Origin of the sequence: Sphingomonas sp., from assembly GCF_039594485.1 — a bacterium.
Classification (GTDB): Bacteria; Pseudomonadota; Alphaproteobacteria; order Sphingomonadales; family Sphingomonadaceae; genus Sphingomonas.
Genome location: NZ_JBCNNI010000004.1, coordinates 80,908 through 101,052, shown reverse-complemented (window position 1 = coordinate 101,052; position 20,145 = coordinate 80,908). Strand labels below are relative to the sequence as shown.

Sequence of the window (20,145 nt, the reverse complement as noted above, 5' to 3'; positions counted from 1 at the left end):
TCTCCTCGGCCGGTCCAATGGCCGGGGCGGGGAGGCGTTCCAAAGAAAAGCTTTATCTTAAAGAGTATTAATCGGTATTTCGGGGTTCCCGCACGCCGCCGTGCAAGACGCTCGCCCCGTCCGATCGCGCTGCGGCCAGCCGATCGAGGATCGCGCGCTCCAAATCCTCCATCGCATCGGCATAGCTGTGCGAATCCGTCGCGATGGTCTGGATCGCGAAGGGGCGTCCTCGTGCTGCTGCGCGGAACGCCACCCCGGTCGCATCGCCGCGCGCGACGATGATCCCGGCTTCCCTGCCCCAATCGTCGATCGCGTCGAGCAACGGCGCGGCGGTCTCGCCCAGGGCAGGGGGGGCGGTGGCGATCTTGGTCAGGCCCTGGCGCACCTTGCCCAGATCGACCGCACCGCGTGCGAGGCGAAGCCACTCACCCGGATTCAGCAGCTTGCGCGCATAATGGCGGCGGATCGCGGCGGCGGGGGGTAGGGGATCGGGCTCCTCCGCAAGCCACGGATTGGAGAGCAGCACGCCGTCCAGCCCGGCCGCGCGCCCGAACAGGGCAAGCGCGGCGGCGGCATCGCAATTGCCGAAGCCGATGATCCGGCCCAAGGACGCGGCCTGCGCGAAGGCGGCGACGGCGGCGGCGATGTCGGGGCCGCTCGTTTCCCAGCCGCCATTCGAGCCCTCGCTGTCGCCCACTCCACGCCGGTCGAAGCGCAAGACGGGATAGCCCCGCGCCGCGATCCGCGCGGCGAGCATGGCCTGCCCCCGGTGCGCGCCCATGCGGAGTTCGTTCCCGCCGGATACGATCAGCAGGCCGGTATCCGACATGCCCTCGTCCAGCGTGCCGACTAGCAGCGTGTCGTCGCAGGGAAAGGAAATCAGCCTTCGCATGATGCGATCCATTCGGCGATGTCCGCGGCCAGCAGCGCGGCGAGATTCGGATCGTCTTGCGGCTCGGCGCGACGCCAGGGGGGCACGGCGTCGATGGTCCGGTCGGCGGGGGCGCGGTCATGGCCCAGCCGTACGACCCGGCGCGCGACACCCGGCTGGTCATAGGGCTCGGCCCCGGCAAGCCCGGCCAGGAAATGCGGAGACACACGGTTGCCCGCGATCTGCACCGGCGACTCGGCGCCGAACAGGCCGTGACGGTCGCCGCGCAGCCCCCCGGCCGCGCGCAGGCGGATGACGTCGCGCAACACCGCTTCGCCCGTCATCGGGGCCAGATGCCAGCGACCGGACAGCAGCGCGAAACCGTCGATCAGCGCGCCGCCCCGGATCGATACGCCATAGCAGGGGCGGTCGCCCAAAGCCTCCGCCGCCGCCTGATGGGCGTCGCGCCATTGCAGGATGCTGGCCTGTTCGGTGGCGACCAGGCTCTCGCCCGTACCCGGCCAGTCGGGCAGCGCGCCGCCGATGCCGCGATCGGCCAGATGCCGCAGCACCGCGACCATGAGGGCGCGCGTCCGGTTCGCTTCCTCCCAGAAGGGGAGCGCGACCAGCACAACCGGCCCCTGGGCAGGGCCGAAGCGCAACATCGCCTCGCGCCCGCCGGGCCAGTCATAATAGTCGATCAAGCGGGCGCCTTGGCGCTGGCGAAGGCGACCAGGCTGCCGAAACTCTCCAGCATCTCGCCGTCCACCTCGTCATCCTCGATCAGGATGCCCAGGCGATCCTCCAGCTCGGTCAGGACACCTGCCACCGCCATCGAATCCAGCTCGGGCAGCGCGCCGAATAACGGGGTGTTGGCCTCGAAGCCCGCCACGCGCTCGGGCGACAGCCCCAGCACATCGGCCAATACGCCGCGCACCGTCGCTTCCACTTCCTTGGTCGCCTGGAGGTCCAATCCCTGTCGCCCTGTTGTTTGCATGAATATAGCGTTAGTGCGGCGAACCGCGTTGGGCAACCGGAGGCGTCGGGCAGAGGGGCACGCTGCTCGACTTTGGTGCACCGGGCGCTGTAGATGGCGCGATGACTCTTGATCCCGTCGCGCTGCCCATCGACCATGTCCTGCGTGGAGTCGGGGACGCGCCCGCGCTGATCGGGCGCGAACAGGCGCTGGACTTCGCACAGGTGGAGGAGGCGGTCGCGCGGTTGGCGGGATGGCTGGCGGCGCAGGGTTTCGCGCCGGGATCGCGGGTGGCGACATGGCTGCCCAAGACGCGCGAGGCGGCGTTGATGCCGCTCGCCGCGCCGCGCGCCGGGCTGGCCCATGTGCCGGTCAATCCGCTGCTCAAGCGGGCGCAGGTCGCGCATATCCTAGCCGATAGCGGCGCGGCGATGCTGCTGACCCAGGCCCCCCGCGCCGCCACGCTGGAGGAGGGGGACGTGCCGCCTGGCGTTTTGGTGATGACCGAGGCGGGGCAAGGTGACGCCCTGCCGCGATCCTGCGCCGATCCCGACATGCTGGCCGCGATCCTCTATACCTCGGGGTCGACCGGGCGGCCCAAGGGGGTGATGTTGTCCCATGCCAATCTGTGGTTCGGGGCGATCGCGGTCGCGGACTATCTGCGGCTGGCGCCCGACGACCGCGTGCTGGGCGTGCTGCCCTTCAGTTTCGATTATGGGCAGAACCAGCTTTTCTCGACATGGGCGGCGGGGGCGGCGGTCGCACCGCTCGACTATCTGGCCCCGCGTGACGTGGTGAAGGCGGTGGCGCGGCATGGCGCGACGACGCTGGCCGGTGTGCCGCCGCTCTGGACGCAGCTCCTGTCGATCGACTGGCCGGACGAGGCCGTCGCGCCGATCCGGCGGCTGACCAACTCGGGTGGCGCGCTGACCCCGCGACTGGTGCGGGGCTTGCGCGAACGGTTTCCGGCCGCCGATCTCTACGCCATGTATGGTCTGACCGAGGCATTCCGTTCGACCTATCTCGACCCCGCCCTGATCGACACGCACCCGGATGCGATCGGCCGTGCCATTCCCTTTGCCGAGGTCATGGTGCTGCGCCCCGACGGCACCCCCGCCGAACCGGGCGAGCCCGGCGAACTGGTCCATGTCGGGCCCCTCGTCGCGCAAGGCTATTGGCGCGATGCAGAGCGGACGGCGCAGCGTTTCCGCCCCGCGCCGGGCCACCCCCGCGCGGTCTGGTCGGGCGACACGGTGGTCGAGGGCGCTGACGGGCTGCTCCGCTTCGTCGGCCGCGATGACGAGATGATCAAGGTGGCCGGCAACCGGATCAGCCCGCAAGAGGTCGAGGAGGCCGCGCTGGCAGGGGGCGAAGCGCGCGAGGCGGTGGCGATCGGCATCGCCGACGAGGCACAGGGGCAGGCGATCCTGCTGATCCTGGCGGGCGATCCGGCGGCCGAACCGGCCTTGCGCGCGCGGTTGAAGCGCGACCTGCCCAATTTCATGCAACCCGCCGCGATCGCGTGGCACGACGAACTGCCGCGCAACGCCAATGGCAAGCTGGACCGCGCCGCGCTGCGCCGGGCGGCCGACAAGGATATGCGACCATGAAGCCGATGGGGCCGATCCCGCCCGAATTCGCCGCCCAACAGGGCGAACTGACGATCGCCGGGCGGAGCGCACGGGACTGGATAGCCGAGCGCGAGGGGCCGCTCTTCGTCTATGATCCGGCCATCGTCGCGGCGCGGGTGGCCCGGTTCCGCGCGGCGTTCCCATCGATCGACCTGCATTATGCGATCAAGGCCAATCCCTTTCCGCCCCTGCTCGCCGCGATGGCGGAGATGGTGGACGGCTTCGATGTCGCCTCGGCCGGGGAATTGGCGAAGGTCCGGGGGCTCGGCCGTCCGGTCAGCTTCGCCGGCCCCGGCAAGCGCGATGCGGAACTGACCGCCGCACTGACCGCCGGGATCACGATCAACCTGGAGTCGGAGGGTGAGGCGGAGCGTGCGCTATCGATCGCCGCCGGGCTGGGGGTGACGCCGCGCCTGGCCGTGCGGGTCAACCCGGATGTCGAGTTGCGCGGATCGGGGATGAAGATGGGCGGACGGCCATCGCCCTTCGGGATCGATGCGGGCCGGGTGCCCGCGCTGGTCCGCCATCTGGTCGCGGCGAGGGCCGACTGGCGCGGCTTCCACATCTATGCGGGCAGCCAGGCGCTCGACCCCCAGGCGATCATCGACACGCAGGCCGCGACCGTCGCGCTCGCCGCGCGGCTGGCCGAAGAGGCGGGGCAGGCGCCACCGCTGGTCAATCTGGGCGGTGGGTTCGGCATACCCTATTTCGCCGGGGACGTATCGCTGGACCTGGAGCGTGTCGGCGTTGCGCTGGAGGCCACCCTCGCCGAACGGCCCGCGATCCTGAAGGACAGCCGCTTCGCGATCGAACTCGGCCGCTGGCTGGTGGCGGAGGCGGGCGTCTATCTCGCGAATGTCGTCGATATCAAGGAAAGCGGCGGCGAGCAGTTCCTGATCCTCGACGGCGGCCTCAACCATCAACTGGCGGCCAGCGGCAATTTCGGGACCGTGGTGCGGCGCAACTATCCACTGGCGCTGGCTCGCGCGATGGGCGCGGCGGTGAGTGGGACCGTGTCGGTGGTTGGGCCGCTCTGCACGCCGCTCGACCGGCTGGGCGACCGGGTCGGATTGCCGCCCGCCCGCATCGGCGACGTGGTCGCGATCTTCCTGGCGGGAGCCTACGGCGCGACCGCCAGCCCTTCGGCATTTCTGGGTCATGGCCCGGCCGACGAGGTCCTGGGCTCCGGTCCGCCTGAATAACGCTATGTTCACCACTTGGGGGGCATAGCGATCTTCGCGCAATTGCCTTTTGTTCGTTCGGCTTGTCCCGTCGGAACAGGAGGTTCTGGAGACTCGTTCGCATGGCATCCTTCGCCCGCCCCCTCTTGTTCGCAGGTTTGGCCGCCTCGACGCTGAGCGCCTGTTCGACGAATCGCGGCAGGCCGGAACTGCCCTCGGCGGGCTATGTCGCGCGCAAGGAGCAGCCGGGCGAGGAATATGTCATCGGGCCGCTCGACCAGCTCAATATCTTCGTCTGGCGCAATCCCGAACTGTCCACCAAGGTCCAGGTGCGCCCCGATGGGCGTATCACCACGCCGCTGGTCAACGATATGCCCGCCGTCGGCAAGACGCCCGCGATGCTGCAGGACGATCTGAAGAAGGCATTGTCGGAATATGTCTCCAACCCGATCGTGTCGGTGATCGTGGAGAATTTCTCCGGCACCTATAGTCAGCAGGTGCGCATCGTCGGCGCGACCGAGCGGCCCGCCAGCATCCCGTACCGCGCCAACATGACGCTGCTCGACGCGATGATCGCGGTCGGCGGGTTGAACCAGTTCGCGGCGGGCAACAAGGCCAAGCTTGTGCGGACCGACCGAGAGACCGGCAAGCAGCGCGAATATGCGCTGCAGATCAACGATTTGCTCCGCAAGGGCGATTCGAGCGCGAACGTTCGGCTGGAACCGGGCGACGTGATCATCATCCCCGAGTCGATGTTCTAAGGTCGCCGCCCCGCATGTCGAATATCCAGGACGAAATCCGCATTGCGATCCATGCGATATGGACCCGGCGCTGGCTGGCGCTGGGCGTCGCATGGGCCGTGTGCATTGCGGGCTGGCTGTTCGTCTCGCAAATCCCCAGCCGTTATGAGAGCCGGGCGCGGATCGCGGTCCAGAATTCGCAACTCCTGCCCGATGGTATCGCAACGACCCAGGCCAGCCAGATGGGATCGATCGACCAGGTCCGCCAGACGCTGATCTCCGCGATCAACCTGCAAAAGGTGGTGCGCGGCACCGACCTGGCCAACACGGTGTCGAGCGATGCGGATGTCGCCGCGCGCGTCTCCGCCCTGGCGAAGGCGATCAAGATCGAGAACCAGCAGGATATGATCTTCCAGTTGACCGTCACCCAGCCCAGCCCCAAGCTGGCGCAGCAGGTGGCGCAGAAGCTGATCGACATTTTCGTCGAATCCAATCTGGTCGGCGATCGCAACAGCACCAACCAGAGCCTCGCCTTTCTCGACAAGCAGTTGAACGAACGGCAGAAACAGCTCCAGATCGCGGAAACCAAGCGGGCCCAGTACCAGAATCAGTTCATGGGCGGCCTGCCGGGCAGCGGATCGGTCGCGGACCGGATCGGACTGGCCCGGTCGCAGATGGCGCAGGTCGACAGCGATCTGGCCGCCGCCCAGTCGAGCGTGGCGGCGGTGCAGGGGCAGTTGGCGGGCACGCCGCGCACGGTGGGCGAGGGCGGCGGCGTCGCCGGGCCTGCCCGGGTGCGGCTGATGACGATCCAGGGACAGCTCGCCGATGCCAGGGCGCGGGGCTATACCGACAATCACCCAGACGTGATCGCCCTGAAGAACCAGCTCGTTGCCGCACAGGCCGCCGCCAAGGCCGAACCGGCGGGCGGCGGGGCGGGGGGGCAGGCCAATCCGCTCTACATGTCGCTCCAGTCGATGGCCGCTGAAAAACAGGCGCAGCTCGCCAGCCTGAAGATGCGCAAGGCGCAGTTGCAGAACGATCTCGACCGGCTGAACGCCAGCCTGGCCACCGATCCCGAGGCGGCGGCCGAGCAGGGTGCGATCGACCGCGATTATCAGGTGCTCAAGGACAGTTACGACCAGTTGCTGCGCCAGCGCGAACAGGTGGCGTTGCGCGGTCAGGCGCAGAACCAGACGGATTCGATGCGCTTCTCGCTGATCGATCCGCCGACCTATCCCCGTGCGCCCACCGCGCCGAACCGTATTCTGCTGCTCACCGTGGTGTTCGTCACGGGGCTGGGGCTGGGCGTCGGCAGTGCCTTCGCCTTGTCCAAGCTGCGTCAGACCTTCACCACCCCCCAGGCCTTGCAGCGTACCATGGGCATGCCGGTGATCGGCGCGATCGGCGAAGTGGTGACACGCACCCAGGCCGCCACGCGCGCTAAGCGCATGAAATTGTTCCTTGGTGGGACGGCGGCCCTTGGTGCGGCCTATGGGATGGTGATGGCAATCGAGCTATTGCAGCGGGGATTGGCGGCGTGAGCAAACCCTTGAAACCAACCAGACCCCGCCGGGAACCGTCGCTGCTGGAACGCGCGGCGACCGTCTATGACTTTCAGTCCTATGTCCGCGGACCCGATGCGGCGGAGGATCCCGCGCGCGCCGTGCCGCCGTTTGCCGATGTGGCTCACGTTGCGCCACCGCCATCCGCAGGGCCGGTCGAGGCCGTCCCGGCTCCCGCTCCCGCCGCCGACATTCCCCCGACGCTCAGCGCGATCCCGCCGGAATTCCTGGCCGGGCCGGACGATGAGGAGTTCCTGGCCAGCGAATATGATCCGGGGTTCAGCGACCTCGCACGCGTCGACCGCGCGATGCTGGCGGAAAACGGCATGATCGTCCCCGGCGCGCCGGTCGGCCCGCTGGCCGAGGAGTTCCGGCTGGTCAAACGCCAGCTCATCGTCACCAGCCAGCGGCTGGTCGAGAGCGGCGATGGCGACGTGGCGCGGGTCGTCCTGATCTGTTCGGCGCGGCCGCAGGACGGCAAGACCTTCTGCGCGGTCAATCTGGCGCTGTCGCTGGCCGCCGAACGCGATACCGAGGTACTGCTGGTCGACGCCGATGTGGCCAAGCCTGATGTGCTCGGCCGCCTGGGTCTGGCCGAGGGGCCGGGTTTGCTCGATGCGCTGGACGACAGCAGCATCGATGTCGAGGATCTGGTGATCCGCACCGACGTCCCGCATCTGTCGGTCCTGCCGTGCGGGACGCGAACCGCCAGCGATACCGAATTGCTCGCCTCGGTGCGGACCCGCCACGTCCTTCAGCGTCTGTTGTCGGCCAATCCGCGCCGCCTGGTCATTTTCGATTCGCCGCCCGCGCTGGCGGCATCCCCCGCCTCGGTGCTGGCGATGCTGGCGGGACAGGTGATGATGGTCGTTCGCGCCGATCGGACCCCCGAAAGCGATGTGTCGGCCGCCGTCGCGCTGCTCGACGCGTGCGATAGTATCCAGCTTGTCCTCAACAGTGTCGCCTTCGTGCCCGGCAGTCGCCGCTTCGGCTATTATGGGCATTACGGGCAGGGCGGGGCGCGGGGATGACGCCGCGTGCGCCGGTCCTGATTGCCTTGTTTGGGGCGCTGGCGTGCCCCGCGCCGCTCTGCGCCCAGAGCCGGGACGGCGCGCTGGCGGGCAATGCGTCGGGGGTGCCGGACAGGGCGGCGACATCCGTATCCGATGCCCCGACCGCGGCCCCGGCGCCCGCCAGCGGACCGCGTGCCTATGTGACGCCCTATATCGAGCTGGGGCAGTTGCTCACCGCCGACCTCAATCGCGGCGACGTGGTGACCTATACCAATCTCGCGGCCGGGGTGAACGCGCAGGTGCGGACCGCGCGGGCCGAGGGGCAGATCAGCTATCGCTACGAGCATCGCTTCGGTTGGAACGACCGGACCGGCGACGGCGACATTCACAGCGGGCTGGCGCGTGGGGCCTATCGCATCACGCCCGAGCTGACGATCGATGGCGGTGCACTCGCCACCCGGTCGCGCGCCGATATTCGCGGGGCGGCGCCGGGCGTGCTGGTCGGCGATGTCGGCAACATCTCGCAAGTCTATTCGGCCTATGTCGGGCCGATGCTGTCCACGCGGGCCGGGCCGGTGCAGATCGGCGCGGGCTATCGGCTGGGCTATACCCGGGCCGACACGCCCGGCTTTGGCGGTCTGGCACCCAACCAGCCCAGGCTCGACTATTTCAGCGATAGCTGGAACCACATGGCGACCTTCAGCGCCAGCACGCGGCCGGATACGCTCCTTCCCGTCGGTCTCTCGCTGAACACCGCGTTCGAGCGTGACGATGCGGGGCAATTGGCGCAGCGTTATCAGGGCTGGTTCGTGCGCGGTGACGTGCTGAAGCCGATCTCTCCCTATGTCGCGCTGACCGCGGGCGTCGGCTATGAGCGAATCGAGACGAGCCAGCGCGACGCGGCGGTGGACGCGGCCGGGCGACCGCTGGTCGATGCCCATGGCCGCTTCATCACCGCCCCCGGCGGCGCGCGGCGGATCGCGTATCGCACCGACGGCGTCTATTACGATGCGGGCGTGATCTGGCGCCCCAACCGGCGGACCTCGGTCGAGGGGCATGTCGGGCAGCGTTACGGCTCGCTCAGCGTGACGGGGCTCGCACGGTATCAGGCGACGCGGGACCTGATGGTCCAGGCGGCGGTCTATGACGGCATCCAGACCTTTGGCCGCCAGTTGCGCAACGGCCTGTCCAACCTGCCGACCGATTTCATCGCCGAGCGCGACGTGTTCGCGCAGCAATTCAACGGATGCGTCTTTTCCGCCAACGGCACGGCGCCCGGCGGATGCCTGAACGACGCGCTGCAATCGGTGCAGACATCCGTCTATCGCGCGCGCGGGGTGGATGCGATGGCGTCGATGGTGCGCGGCCGGACCAGCCTGGGCTTGGGGATCGGCTATTCCCGCCGGAATCTGCTCGCGCCCCAGGGGGCGCCGGGGATCATCGTCTACGGCGTCGACGATCAGAGCTGGTACGCCCAGATTTTCTTCGGTCGGTCGTTCAGCCCGAATTCAGGGCTTAACGTGAATGGCTTCGTTAACTATTATGTCTCTAGGCTGGCGGGGGCCGAGGATGTGGTGTCGCTGGGATCGACCGCCAGTTACTATCGCAATTTCGGTCGGCTCGGAACAACCGCGTCGGTGGGATTGTATCACTTCACGGTCGGGGACCTGACCAACGCCTTCTCGGCGCAGGCCCTGATCGCCGCAAGGTATCAATTCTGACCGGCCGAAAGGCACGATGATGTACGAGACGCATTTTGGTCTGGGCGAACGCCCGTTTCAGCTGACGCCGGACCCGCGTTTCTGGTTCGAGACCGCGACGCATGGCAAGGCGATGGCCTATCTCGGCTATGGCCTGGCCCAGGGTGAGGGCTTCATCGTCATCACCGGCGATGTCGGGGCGGGCAAGACGACGCTGGTCGGCCATCTGGTCGAGACGCTGGATACGCGGCGGTTGCGCGTCATCCATATCGTGTCGACCGCGATCGAGCCGCATGATCTCCTCCGTGTCGTCGCGGGGCAGTTGGGGGTCGACAGCCACGGCCTGACCAAGGCCGCGCTGCTGAGCGCGATCGAGCGGGCGCTGAACGGCGTCGCGCGCGAGGGGCGCCGCATCCTCCTGATCGTCGACGAGTCGCAGGCTTTGCCGCTCGCCTCGCTCGAGGAACTGCGCATGTTGTCCAATTTCCAGGTGGGGGGGCGTGCGCTGCTCCAGATCCTGCTGGTCGGGCAACCCGAGTTTCGCGAGCGCCTGCTGGGTTCGGCCGCCATCGAGCAGCTCCGCCAGCGGGTCATCGCCATCCATCATCTCGATCCGATGGATCCCGAGGAAGTCCCCGACTATATCGCGCATCGCCTGGCGGTGGCGGGTTGGACCGGCCGGCCGGATTTCGCCGCCGATGCGTTCGACGCGCTGTACGAGGCGACGGACGGCGTTCCCCGCCGACTGAACGTGCTGGCGGGGCGCGTCCTGTTGCAGGCGGCCGTCGAGGGGGTCGAACTGATCGACCATCATCTCGTCGGCATGGTTGCCGCCGACATGGCTGCCGATATGGGGGGCGACATGGGGGGCGACGCGCCGACTTCGGCACCGGCTGCCGCATCTGGTCCGCAGACGGCCGACCCCATCATCGCGACCGGGCCGATGCCGGTCCCATCGCGTGCCTTCGATCCTTTGGTCTTCGGGGCGGGCAGCCTGAACGGGATCGGGCGGGCCGGCGCCGCGCCCGTCGAGACGCGGCGTGCCGGGCTGTCCGCCAATGACCATCCACCCGCCGAGGCCATTCATGTCCCGGACCCGATCGTCCGAACCCGCATCATGCCCGATGGCGAAGCGGCGCAGCGCGGCGCACACCGTGTCGTCGCCCCGCCGCCCGCGCCCGAACCCGTCTCGCTTCGTCCCATCCCGGAACCCCGGCCGGTTCCCGAGGCGGCTCCTACGCCTGCGCCTGCGCCTGAACCGGAACGCACCAGCAAGCCGGCGGATATCGCGGCGTTGGAAGACCGTGTGGCCCAGCTCGAGGCCCGGCTGGAGCAGCAGGAGGCCGCGCTTCGCCGCGTGCTGACGCTGTTGGTCGACTGGGCCGAGATCGACAATCGCAGCGAGCCCCGTCGCGAAGGCCCGTCGACCATCCGTCCGGGAGCCTGGGGCCATGCCGCCTGAGGGCGTGAAGGCGCGGCCGACCAATGCCATGTCGGTCGATGTCGAGGAATGGTTTCAGGTCGGCGCGTTCGAACGGACGATCGACAAGGCCGACTGGGACAGGCTGGAAAGCCGTGTCGAGGCCAATACCGACGCCGTGCTCGCACTGTTCGCCGAAACGGGGGTGCGTGCGACCTTTTTCACGCTGGGCTGGGTGGCGCATCGTCATCCCGCGCTGATCCGCCGCATCGTGGATGCCGGGCATGAGATGGCCAGCCATGGCTGGGACCATCAGCGCGTCTTCACCATGACTGCCGACCAGTTCCGCGCCGATCTCGCCCGGGCCAGGGCGGCGATCGAGGATGCGGGCGGGCAGGCCGTCACCGGATACCGCGCGCCGAGCTTTTCGATCGACAGTCGTACCCCCTGGGCGCATTCGGTGCTGGCCGAGGCGGGCTATTCCTATTCGTCCAGTGTCGCCCCGTTGCGCCATGATCATTATGGCTGGGCCGGATCGCCGCGTTATGCCTGGCGGCCGCTGGCCGATGGCGATCTGGTCGAATTGCCGGTGACCGTCGCCCAGTGGGGCGGAAGGCGGCTGGCGACGGGGGGCGGTTTTTTTCGCATGCTGCCGGCCAAGCTGACCGATTTGGCGGTGGGCCAGGTCAATCGGGATGCGCACGGCGCGATCTTCTATTTCCACCCCTGGGAGGTCGATCCCGACCAGCCGCGTGTGGCCCATGCCCCGCTCCGCTCGCGTGTCCGGCATTACAGCCGCTTGGACGCGATGGCGGGCAAGCTGCGCGGACTGCTCGCACGGCATGACTGGGGACGGGTCGACCAGCTTGCGGCCGAGGAAGCGGCGCGGCTGGCGTGACCGGCCCGTCGCCGATGATCCGCGTCGCCGATCTGGCGCGCGGCGACGAGCGTGAGCGCATCGACGCCTTTGTCGATGCCGCGCCCGGCGCCACGCCCTTTCACCGGACCGGCTGGCTGCTGGCGGGCGCGGCGGGGTGCGGCCAGAAGGCGCATTATCTGCTCGCCGAGCGCGGCGACGGCATGATCGCGGGCCTGTTGCCGCTCAGCGAAATCCGCTCGCCCTTGTTCGGCGCGGCGATGGTCTCGACCGGTTTCGGCGTCGATGGCGGCGTGCTGGGCGAGGGGGGTGACGAACTGGCCGAGGCGGCGTGGAATCTGGCGCAAAGCGCCGGGATCGCCTCGGTCGAGCTGCGCGGTGGTCGGGCTCCGACCGGCTGGGCGACCGATGCCGGAAGCTATCTGGGTTTCGTGCGGCCGATCGCGGCCGATGACGAGGCCGAACTGAAGGCGATCCCGCGCAAGCAGCGTGCCGAGGTGCGCAAGGCACTTGCCAACGCATTGACGGTCGAGATCGGCGCCGACGCCCGGATGCAGGCGGAGCATTACCGCATCTATGCCGAATCGGTGCGCAACCTGGGCACGCCGGTCTTTCCCGCGCGCCTGTTCCGCGAGGCGATGGCGCGGCTGGATGCCGATATCCTGACCGTGCGGCACCGGGGACGCGCGGTGGCGAGCGTGCTGAACCTCTATGCCGGGGGCGTCGTCTATCCCTATTGGGGCGGCGGCACCCATGAGGCGCGGGGGCTGCGTGCCAACGACCTGATGTATTTCGCGCTGATGCGCCATGCCCGCACCCGGGGCTGCCACAGCTTCGATTTCGGACGGTCGAAGGTCGGAACGGGCGCGGCGGCATTCAAGAAGAATTGGGGCTTTGAGGGCAGGCCGCTGACCTATGCGAGCCGCAGCGTCGATGGGCCGCGCGCGATCAATCCGCTCAATCCCCGATATGCAATGATGATCGCGATGTGGAAGCGGCTGCCGGTCTGGGCGGCACGGCTGGTGGGCCCGCCGATCGCGCGGGGGCTGGGGTGAGGGACCTGCTGTTCCTCGCGCATCGCGTGCCCTTTCCGCCCGATCGCGGCGACAAGATCCGCAGCTTCCATGTCCTGCGTCATCTCGCGCGCGACTGGCGCATCCATCTATGCGCCTTTGCCGACAGCGCCGGTGATCGCGACCCGTCGCCCGTGTTCCGCGATCTGCTGGCGAGCTGTCGCATCGTCCCACGCGAAAAAGCGATGCCGCTCGCCGCGCTTCAGGCGGTGGCGATGCGCAAGCCGGTTTCGCTGACCGCCTTTGCCAGCCCCGCCATGGCCCGCGCCGTCGCCGAGGTGCGGGGCGGGGGTGTGACGGCGGCCTATATCTTCTCCGGCCAGATGGCGCAGTATCATGGGCCAGAGCCGACCGTGATGGACATGGTGGATGTCGACTCCGCCAAGTTCGCGGCGCTGGCGGATGCGGCGGCCGCACCGAAGGCGATGATGCTGGCGCGCGAAGCCCGGTTGCTCGGCGCGTTCGAGCGGGAGGTGGCGGCTGGGGTCGCCGCAACCCTGTTCGTCAGCGAGGCCGAGGCGGCGCTGTTCCGCGAAGGCGGCGGCCGGGGACGGATCGCCGCGGTCGAGAACGGCATCGATGCCGGTTTCTACGACCCCCAAGCGATCGGAGCGGTCGAACCGGGCGGGCCGTTGATCGTCTTCACCGGCCAGATGGATTACCGGCCCAATGTCGATGCGGTGGTCCATTTCGCGCAGCGCATCCTGCCCCATATCCGGCGCACCCACCCGGACGCACGCTTCGCCATTGTCGGCCGCGCGCCGACCCCGGCGGTCCGGCGGCTGGCGGGGGAGGCGGTGATCGTGACCGGCGAGGTGCCCGATACCCGGGTCTGGCTGGCGCGCGCGGCCGTCTGCGTCGCGCCGCTGATGCTGGCGCGCGGTATCCAGAACAAGGTGCTGGAGGCGATGGCGATGGCGCGGCCGGTCGTCGCCTCCGCCGCTGCCGCCGAGGGGATCGGCCATGGCGGCACCATCGCCGTCGCGTCGGACGATGGCGACTTCGCGGCAAAGATCATCGCTGCGCTGGACGGTCCCACCGGCAACCCGGCCGCGCGTGCGCGCGTGCTGGAGCGCTATGACTGGGCCGCACGGCTCGCCCCGCTCGACCGGATTCTTCAGGACATCGCATCGTGACGGGGACGGAGCGGATGAAGCCGGGCCGCTGGACCTTTCACCTGGCGCTGTTGGGCGCGGCGGCGCTGATCGTCCTGATCCTGTTCCGCCGCGATGCCGCGCATCTGGCCGAGATATGGTGGACCAGCACGACCTATGGCCATTGCCTGTTCATCGGGCCGGTCGTCGGCTGGCTGATCTGGCAACGCCGGGCGGAACTGTCGCGCCTGACCCCGGTCGCCTGGTGGCCGGGGCTGATCCTGGTCGCGGGCGGCGGGTTGCTCTGGCTACTGGGCGAGTCGGCGACGGTCGCGCTGGTTCGGCAATTGGGGCTGGTCGCCGTGCTGGAGGGGTTGGTCGTCACGCTGCTGGGGCCGATGGTCGTGCGGGGGATGCTGTTCCCGCTCGCCTATGCCTGGTTCCTCGTGCCCTTCGGCGAGGAACTGGAAAAGCCGTTGCAGCGGATCACGGTCGCGATCGTCATGCCGCTGCTCGACTGGACCGGGATTCCGGCCAGTGCCGACGGCGTGCTGATCCACGCCGGGCGCTACTGGTTCGAGGTGGCGGAGGCCTGTTCGGGGTCGAAATTCGTGCTTGCGATGATCGCTTTCGCCGCGCTGGTCGCCCATCTCTGTTTCCGCTCGCCATGGCGACGTGCGATCTTCATGATCGTGTCGATCGTGGTGCCGGTGCTGGCCAATGGCGTGCGGGCCTGGGGGACGATCTTCGCCGCCGACAAGACCTCGATCGAGGTGGCGGGCGGGGTTGATCACATCATCTTCGGCTGGGTGTTCTTCGCCTTCGTCATGGCGGCGGTGCTGGCGATCGGCTGGCGGTTCTTCGACCGGCCGCCCGATGATCCGGCGTTCGACCCCGTCCGGTTGGCGACGATCCCGCGCCGTCGCATCGACCCGCTCCTGGCGGCGATCCTGTCGGTGACGATCACCGCCCTCTATCCGAGTTGGGCCGGTTATGCCGGATCGCGCACCGCCATGCTGCCGCTCGACATGGCGCTGCCCGATGTGCCCGGATGGACGCCCGCCGGACAGAGGAGCCCATGGCGTCCCTATTATCCCGGTGCCGATGCGGTGCTGGTCCGCAGTTATCAGGACGGGCAGGGGCATCAGGTCGACCTGGCGGTCGGCGTCTATTCCCGCCAGCGCGAGGGGGGCAAGCTGGGTGCGTTCGGGACGGGTATCCTGCATGAAGGGGGAGGATGGATCCGGGTTGCCGATCTCGGCCGCATCGCGGGCGGCGATGCGACCCGGTTGATATCCACCGATCCGCATGGGCGATCGATGCAACGCGACGTTGCGACCTGGTACAGGATCGGCGATAGGCTGACCCCGGATATGCGGCGCGTGAAGATCGAGACGATGAAGGCCCGGCTGCTCGGCCAGCGCCAGGCGGCGGTCGCCATCCATGTGGCGAGCGAGGGTGACGATCCCCAGGCGATCGAGGCGTTCGTGCGCGCGCTGGGGCCGATCGACCGGTTCGCCGACCGCCTGACCGGGAATCCCTGAACGCTTATGTGCGGTATCGCCGGCCTGTTCCATCCCGCCACGCCCAAGCCGGTCGATCCTGCCCGCCTGCGTGCGATGATCGCGGCGCAGGCGCATCGCGGGCCGGACGGGCAGGGCATATGGACCGCCCCCGGCATCGGCTTCGCCCATGCGCGCCTGTCGATCATCGATGTCGCCGGGTCGCCCCAGCCGATGGTCGATGGTGAGGTGGCGGTCTGTTTCAACGGCGAAATCTATAATTACCGCGAACTGCGCGAGGAGTTGCGCGCGCGTGGGGCCGTCTTCCAGACCGATGGCGATACCGAGGTGCTGTTGCACGGCTGGCGTCACTGGGGGCCATCGATGCTGGACCGGCTGGTCGGCATGTTCGCCTTCGCCGTTCACGATGCCAGGGCGGGGGCGCTGTTCCTGGCGCGGGACCGGCTGGGGGTGAAGCCGCTCCACTGGGCCGAACTGCCCGACGGCGCGATCGCCTTCGCCTCGGAGATGAAGGGGGTGCTGGCGCATCCGCTGTTCCGGCGGCGGCCCGACATCCGGGCGGTCGAGGATTATCTGGCGCTGGGCTATGTACCCGATGACGCCAGCATCGTCTGTGGCGTCCACAAGCTGGCGGCGGGGCATTTCCTGCTGATCGAACGCGGGCGTCCCATGCCGCGTCCACGCCAATGGTGGGATGTCGATTTCTCGAACCGCGAGGGCGGCTCCGCCGCGCAACTGGGCGACGGGCTGCTCGCCCGGATGCGCGAGGGCGTGGTCAGCCGCATGGTGGCGGACGTGCCGCTGGGCGCGTTCCTGTCGGGCGGGGTCGACAGCTCGGGCGTGGTCGCGCTGATGGCGGAGGCGAGCCCGCGTGCGGTGCGCACCTGCACCATCGGGTTCGAGGAGGCGGGCCATGACGAACGCGACTATGCCCGCACGATCGCGCAGCGTTTCGCCACCGACCATGCGGAGCGCGTGGTGCGCGCCGATGACTTCGCATTGATCGACACGCTCGTCGCGCAGTTCGATGAACCCTTTGCCGACGCTTCGGCGCTGGCCACCTATCGGCTCTGCGAGATGACGCGCGAGCATGTGGCGGTGGCGTTGGCGGGGGACGGCGCGGACGAGATCATGATGGGATATCGCCGCCATGTCTTCCATGCGGGCGAGGAGCGCGTGCGCGGGCTGTTCCCGGCGGAGATGCGCGCGCGGCTGTTCGGGACGCTGGGCCGCCTCTATCCCAAGGCCGATTGGGCGCCGCGACCGTTACGCGCCCGGACGACGCTGCTGGCGCTGGGAATGGACGGGGCGGAGGCCTATGCGCGCGCGGTCGGCGTCACCGGCCCGGAGGCCCGCGCCCGCCTCTTCTCGGCCGAGGCCAAGGCCGCGCTGAGCGGGCATCGCGCCGAGGATCGCTATATCGCGGCGATGCGCGACGCGCCCGCGCGCGACGCCCTGGACCGGATGCAATATGCTGATCTGAAGATCTGGCTGCCCGGCGATATCCTGACCAAGACCGACCGCATGTCTATGGCGGTCGGGCTGGAGGCGCGAGAACCGCTGCTCGACCACCGGCTGGTCGAATATGCGGCGCGGTTGCCCGTTGCGATGCGGCTGCGTGGGCGACAGGGCAAATGGCTGATGAAGAAGGTGCTGGAGCCCTATCTGCCGCGCGATATTCTCTATCGGCCCAAAATGGGCTTCGTGACGCCGATCAGCGCGTGGTTCCGGGGCGCGCTGGCGGATGAGGCGGCGCGGCTGGAAAAGTCAGGGCTGCTGCGGGAGACAGGCTGGTTCGACCTGGCCGAACTGGGGCGGATCGCCAGCGATCATCGCGCCGGGCGGGCCGAGCATGGCCGGACCCTGTGGCAGATGTTGATGCTGGAGCGGAGCCTGAAGCGCCTGTTCCCCTGATCTGTCAAATACGGCGCGGCGAGCGATCGCCGCGTCGGTGAGGGTGGGGGCGTCTCCTGTGTTGGCGACGCCCCCTGATTTCGGCGCTGGCGGCCGCTTAGGCCTGCTTCAACGTCTGCGCGATCCAGCGGTCGAACAGGTCGGGCCACAGCCGCGCGGGCGAGCCCTGCGGGGCGCTCAACGCGCCGAAGCCATGGCCGCCGCGCTCGAAGAAATGCGCCTCGACCGGAACCTTGGCGGCTCGTGCCTGGGTCAGGACGTCGATCGACTGGTCGAGCGGTACCAGTCCGTCATCGACCGCATGGACCAGGAAGAGCGGCGCCGTGGTCGGGTTGATGCGGCGCGGCGTGTCGTAGCGTGCCTTGGTCGCGGGATCGGGATTGGGGCCGAGCAGATTGTCGCGCGAACCGGGATGGGTATGGGGTGTGGAGAGGCTGGCAACCGGATAGACCAGCCCCGAAAAGGCGGGTTTGGCGGATTGCCGGTCGGCGGCGTCGATCGCCGTATAGACCTTGTCGTCATAACCGACCGTCAGCGATGCGGCGAGGTGACCGCCCGCCGAGAAGCCGACGATCCCCAGCTTGGCGGGGTCGATGCCGTACCGGGCGGCATTGGCGCGGATCAGCCGCATCGCGCGCTGCGCATCCTGGAGCGGTACGTTCGCCTGATCGTCCCATCCCTCCGATGGCAGGCGATAGGAGAGCGCGAAGACGGTGATCCCATGCGGGTTCAGTGTCTTCGCGACGTCGATCCCCTCATTCTGGATCGATACGAAGCCATAGCCGCCGCCGGGGATGGTCAGCACCGCGCGCCCGTCGGGCCGTTCGGGACGGAAGACCGCGACGATCGGATCGGCGGTGCCGCGCAGCCAGAGTTCCTGCCGACCGGCGGGGCCGTTCATCGAGGGATTGGGCGTAGGCAGCGTCGCGCGTGCGCCTGGCGGGCGGCCCGGCCAGAGCGGGAAATGCTCGCCGGGTGGCCAGGGCGTCATGCTGGTGCTGGCCGGCGCGGTCTGCGCCGTCACGTGCCCGGCCAATGGCACGGTGGCCATGGCCCCGATCAGAGAGCGTCGGTCGATCACTTGCATCCCCTCGTCCAGCTGCGCCTGATGGCGCTATACCGAGCGAGGGTGCCGGGTCCGGCAACGCCGGGCAAGCGAAAAGGACGGGCAAAGGAAAAGGGGCGGAACCTTTCCGGTCCCGCCCCGATCTCAATGGCCGTATTTCTTGATCCCGCGACGGCGCAGCTTTTCGCGCTTGCGCCGGCGGCTATAGGGGATCGCGAAGGCCAAGACCGACAGCAGCACTGCCCCAATTATGAGATAGGCAAGCTGCTCCCGTTCCAGAAATTGCAACATTAGTCGAAAATCGCTCCCCAACGACGCTTGGCGCGCTCACGCCAATGGCCGCGATGATAAGCGTCCGAAGCGAGGAGCGGCATGACAGAACCAGCTTCGGCGAATACCATCTGTTCAAGGGCCGTGTCTACCTTGCCCCAGCTCGCCGCTTCCTTCAGCGTCGAAGACGAGCAGGCGCCGTCGCGCACATCGGCGACCGTGATCTGCACGGCATATTTGTGCATCTCGACATCTTCATGGCCCAGGATTTCGGCGCAAACCACGGTATCCTGGATGAAATTCTTCGGCACGCCGCCGCCGATCATCAACAGGCCGGTGGTGCCCGCCTTGATCTTGATATCGGTCAATTCGCGGAAATCGGCGATAGCATCCAGCACCATATAGGGCTGATTATTTTTCATCCGCTCGACCTGATGCTTGACCAGACCAAAGCCCGCCGACGAATCGACAAAGGCCGGGCAGAAGATCGGCACGTCATGCTCATAGGCCAACTTGACGAGGCTGTTTTCCTTCTTTCCATGCTCGGACAGATACTTGCCCATCTCACGGATGAAGGCGCGGCTCGAATAGGCCTTGGGCTCCAGCGAGTCGGCGATCTTGCCGATCGTGTGGTCGCAATCCTGAAGCTGCTCTTCGTCGATATAGGTGTCGTAGATGCGGTCGATGTAGAGCGAACGCAGCGTGTTGTCGTCCGGCACTTCCAGCGCCTGGTAATGCTTGTGACCCAGGCCCTCGAAGAAATCCATGTCGACGATCGACGCGCCGGTCGCGACCACGCCGTCGATCATGTTCGAGCGCAGCAGCTCGGCATACAGGTCCATGCAGCCGCCGGCCGAGGTCGAACCCGCGATAACGAGGAAGATCGAGCAGTCCTTGTCGGCCAGCATCTGGTTGTAGATGCCGGTCGCGCGCGCCAGGTCGCGGCTGGTGAAGCTCATCTTGCCCATCGAATCGATGATCGGGCGGGCGTCGAACTTGGTGATGTCGATATGCTCGACCACGCTGGAGAGCAGCTCGGCCTTACGGTTGTCGTTGATCGTGTCGGTCATGATGGTTCCATCATCATCGAGAAGCCGTCGTCGTTATTGGGGACGCGGTAACCCGGCTGGCCCGGACCTGCGGCGTGCGCGGGACCGGAATGGGAAGGGGCCTTATCGCGGAGATGCCCGCAATGCCACCCCATTCCCCTTCCGCCGGAGCGGAAGGGGAT

General features: G+C 68.2%; 18 protein-coding genes. 12 read left to right on the top strand and 6 right to left on the bottom strand.

What is annotated here, in order from left to right; genetic code table 11:
• Nucleotides 1-67 precede the first annotated feature (67 nt).
• Genes ABDV78_RS02860 through ABDV78_RS02850 form a run of 3 tightly spaced genes read right to left on the bottom strand, consistent with a single transcriptional unit; the run spans nt 68 to nt 1,868 of the window.
• Nucleotides 68-892, bottom strand: a complete 825-nt coding sequence (locus tag ABDV78_RS02860; RefSeq protein WP_343525679.1) for a hydrolase 1, exosortase A system-associated — start codon at nt 890-892, stop codon at nt 68-70.
• Nucleotides 880-1,575, bottom strand: a complete 696-nt coding sequence (locus tag ABDV78_RS02855; RefSeq protein WP_343525677.1) for a hypothetical protein — start codon at nt 1,573-1,575, stop codon at nt 880-882. Before ABDV78_RS02855 ends, ABDV78_RS02860 begins: the two co-directional genes overlap by 13 nt.
• Nucleotides 1,572-1,868: an acyl carrier protein gene (locus ABDV78_RS02850; RefSeq protein WP_343525676.1), complete on the bottom strand. Its 297-nt coding sequence runs from the start codon at nt 1,866-1,868 to the stop codon at nt 1,572-1,574. Before ABDV78_RS02850 ends, ABDV78_RS02855 begins: the two co-directional genes overlap by 4 nt.
• A 101-nt stretch (nt 1,869-1,969) precedes the next feature.
• Between ABDV78_RS02850 and ABDV78_RS02845 the strand changes: the two genes are divergently transcribed.
• The 12 genes from ABDV78_RS02845 to ABDV78_RS02790 all read left to right on the top strand — a co-directional run bounded on the left by ABDV78_RS02845 (nt 1,970) and on the right by ABDV78_RS02790 (nt 17,578).
• Complete coding sequence (locus ABDV78_RS02845) at nt 1,970-3,457, top strand: AMP-binding protein (RefSeq protein ID WP_343525674.1); 1,488 nt, start codon at nt 1,970-1,972, stop codon at nt 3,455-3,457.
• On the top strand, nt 3,454-4,680 hold the full coding sequence (locus ABDV78_RS02840; protein WP_343525673.1) for a pyridoxal-dependent decarboxylase, exosortase A system-associated: 1,227 nt from the start codon (nt 3,454-3,456) through the stop codon (nt 4,678-4,680). The genes ABDV78_RS02845 and ABDV78_RS02840 overlap by 4 nt, the downstream gene beginning before the upstream one ends.
• 101 nt (nt 4,681-4,781) lie before the next feature.
• Complete coding sequence (locus ABDV78_RS02835; protein WP_343525672.1) at nt 4,782-5,420, top strand: XrtA/PEP-CTERM system exopolysaccharide export protein; 639 nt, start codon at nt 4,782-4,784, stop codon at nt 5,418-5,420.
• Nucleotides 5,421-5,434: 14 nt separating this feature from the next.
• The gene (locus ABDV78_RS02830) at nt 5,435-6,943 is read left to right on the top strand and encodes an XrtA system polysaccharide chain length determinant (RefSeq protein WP_343525671.1); all 1,509 of its coding nucleotides are present in this window, start codon (nt 5,435-5,437) and stop codon (nt 6,941-6,943) included.
• Nucleotides 6,940-7,995 carry an AAA family ATPase gene (locus ABDV78_RS02825; protein WP_343525670.1) on the top strand — a complete coding sequence of 352 codons (1,056 nt, stop codon included), beginning with the start codon at nt 6,940-6,942 and terminating at the stop codon, nt 7,993-7,995. The genes ABDV78_RS02830 and ABDV78_RS02825 overlap by 4 nt, the downstream gene beginning before the upstream one ends.
• A complete protein-coding gene (locus tag ABDV78_RS02820; protein ID WP_343525669.1) occupies nt 7,992-9,698 on the top strand; it encodes a hypothetical protein in 1,707 nt (568 codons plus the stop codon). Before ABDV78_RS02825 ends, ABDV78_RS02820 begins: the two co-directional genes overlap by 4 nt.
• Nucleotides 9,699-9,717: 19 nt before the next feature.
• Nucleotides 9,718-11,139: an AAA family ATPase gene (locus tag ABDV78_RS02815; RefSeq protein WP_343525724.1), complete on the top strand. Its 1,422-nt coding sequence runs from the start codon at nt 9,718-9,720 to the stop codon at nt 11,137-11,139.
• Nucleotides 11,129-11,995, top strand: coding sequence for an XrtA system polysaccharide deacetylase (locus tag ABDV78_RS02810; RefSeq protein WP_343525668.1), 867 nt, complete (start codon nt 11,129-11,131; stop codon nt 11,993-11,995). The genes ABDV78_RS02815 and ABDV78_RS02810 overlap by 11 nt, the downstream gene beginning before the upstream one ends.
• Before the next feature lie 14 nt (nt 11,996-12,009).
• Entirely contained in the window at nt 12,010-13,029 is a 1,020-nt protein-coding gene (locus ABDV78_RS02805) for a FemAB family XrtA/PEP-CTERM system-associated protein (protein ID WP_343525723.1), read from the top strand.
• Nucleotides 13,026-14,183, top strand: a complete 1,158-nt coding sequence (locus ABDV78_RS02800; protein ID WP_343525667.1) for a TIGR03087 family PEP-CTERM/XrtA system glycosyltransferase — start codon at nt 13,026-13,028, stop codon at nt 14,181-14,183. The genes ABDV78_RS02805 and ABDV78_RS02800 overlap by 4 nt, the downstream gene beginning before the upstream one ends.
• On the top strand, nt 14,180-15,685 hold the full coding sequence (xrtA, locus tag ABDV78_RS02795; RefSeq protein ID WP_343525666.1) for an exosortase A: 1,506 nt from the start codon (nt 14,180-14,182) through the stop codon (nt 15,683-15,685). The genes ABDV78_RS02800 and xrtA overlap by 4 nt, the downstream gene beginning before the upstream one ends.
• Before the next feature lie 6 nt (nt 15,686-15,691).
• The gene (locus tag ABDV78_RS02790; RefSeq protein WP_343525665.1) at nt 15,692-17,578 is read left to right on the top strand and encodes an XrtA/PEP-CTERM system amidotransferase; all 1,887 of its coding nucleotides are present in this window, start codon (nt 15,692-15,694) and stop codon (nt 17,576-17,578) included.
• A gap of 97 nt (nt 17,579-17,675) precedes the next feature.
• On the opposite strand, the gene ABDV78_RS02785 is transcribed toward ABDV78_RS02790, so the two are convergent.
• The 3 genes from ABDV78_RS02785 to ABDV78_RS02775 form a co-directional block, all read right to left on the bottom strand.
• The gene (locus ABDV78_RS02785) at nt 17,676-18,602 is read right to left on the bottom strand and encodes an alpha/beta hydrolase (RefSeq protein ID WP_343525664.1); all 927 of its coding nucleotides are present in this window, start codon (nt 18,600-18,602) and stop codon (nt 17,676-17,678) included.
• 186 nt (nt 18,603-18,788) lie between these two features.
• Complete coding sequence (locus tag ABDV78_RS02780; RefSeq protein ID WP_343525663.1) at nt 18,789-18,935, bottom strand: hypothetical protein; 147 nt, start codon at nt 18,933-18,935, stop codon at nt 18,789-18,791.
• Nucleotides 18,935-19,984 carry a deoxyhypusine synthase gene (locus ABDV78_RS02775; protein WP_343525662.1) on the bottom strand — a complete coding sequence of 350 codons (1,050 nt, stop codon included), beginning with the start codon at nt 19,982-19,984 and terminating at the stop codon, nt 18,935-18,937. Before ABDV78_RS02775 ends, ABDV78_RS02780 begins: the two co-directional genes overlap by 1 nt.
• Between the last annotated feature and the right edge of the window lie 161 nt (nt 19,985-20,145).

What these genes read in the sequence shown, in the direction of transcription:
- ABDV78_RS02860 (WP_343525679.1), bottom strand. Translation starts at nt 892, where the DNA reads ATGCGAAGGCTGATTTCCTTTCCCTGCGACGACACGCTGCTAGTCGGC.
- ABDV78_RS02850 (WP_343525676.1), bottom strand. Translation starts at nt 1,868, where the DNA reads ATGCAAACAACAGGGCGACAGGGATTGGACCTCCAGGCGACCAAGGAA.
- ABDV78_RS02845 (WP_343525674.1), top strand. Translation starts at nt 1,970, where the DNA reads ATGACTCTTGATCCCGTCGCGCTGCCCATCGACCATGTCCTGCGTGGA.
- ABDV78_RS02840 (WP_343525673.1), top strand. Translation starts at nt 3,454, where the DNA reads ATGAAGCCGATGGGGCCGATCCCGCCCGAATTCGCCGCCCAACAGGGC.
- ABDV78_RS02835 (WP_343525672.1), top strand. Translation starts at nt 4,782, where the DNA reads ATGGCATCCTTCGCCCGCCCCCTCTTGTTCGCAGGTTTGGCCGCCTCG.
- ABDV78_RS02830 (WP_343525671.1), top strand. Translation starts at nt 5,435, where the DNA reads ATGTCGAATATCCAGGACGAAATCCGCATTGCGATCCATGCGATATGG.
- ABDV78_RS02820 (WP_343525669.1), top strand. Translation starts at nt 7,992, where the DNA reads ATGACGCCGCGTGCGCCGGTCCTGATTGCCTTGTTTGGGGCGCTGGCG.
- ABDV78_RS02815 (WP_343525724.1), top strand. Translation starts at nt 9,718, where the DNA reads ATGTACGAGACGCATTTTGGTCTGGGCGAACGCCCGTTTCAGCTGACG.
- ABDV78_RS02810 (WP_343525668.1), top strand. Translation starts at nt 11,129, where the DNA reads ATGCCGCCTGAGGGCGTGAAGGCGCGGCCGACCAATGCCATGTCGGTC.
- ABDV78_RS02805 (WP_343525723.1), top strand. Translation starts at nt 12,010, where the DNA reads ATGATCCGCGTCGCCGATCTGGCGCGCGGCGACGAGCGTGAGCGCATC.
- ABDV78_RS02790 (WP_343525665.1), top strand. Translation starts at nt 15,692, where the DNA reads ATGTGCGGTATCGCCGGCCTGTTCCATCCCGCCACGCCCAAGCCGGTC.
- ABDV78_RS02780 (WP_343525663.1), bottom strand. Translation starts at nt 18,935, where the DNA reads ATGTTGCAATTTCTGGAACGGGAGCAGCTTGCCTATCTCATAATTGGG.
- ABDV78_RS02775 (WP_343525662.1), bottom strand. Translation starts at nt 19,984, where the DNA reads ATGACCGACACGATCAACGACAACCGTAAGGCCGAGCTGCTCTCCAGC.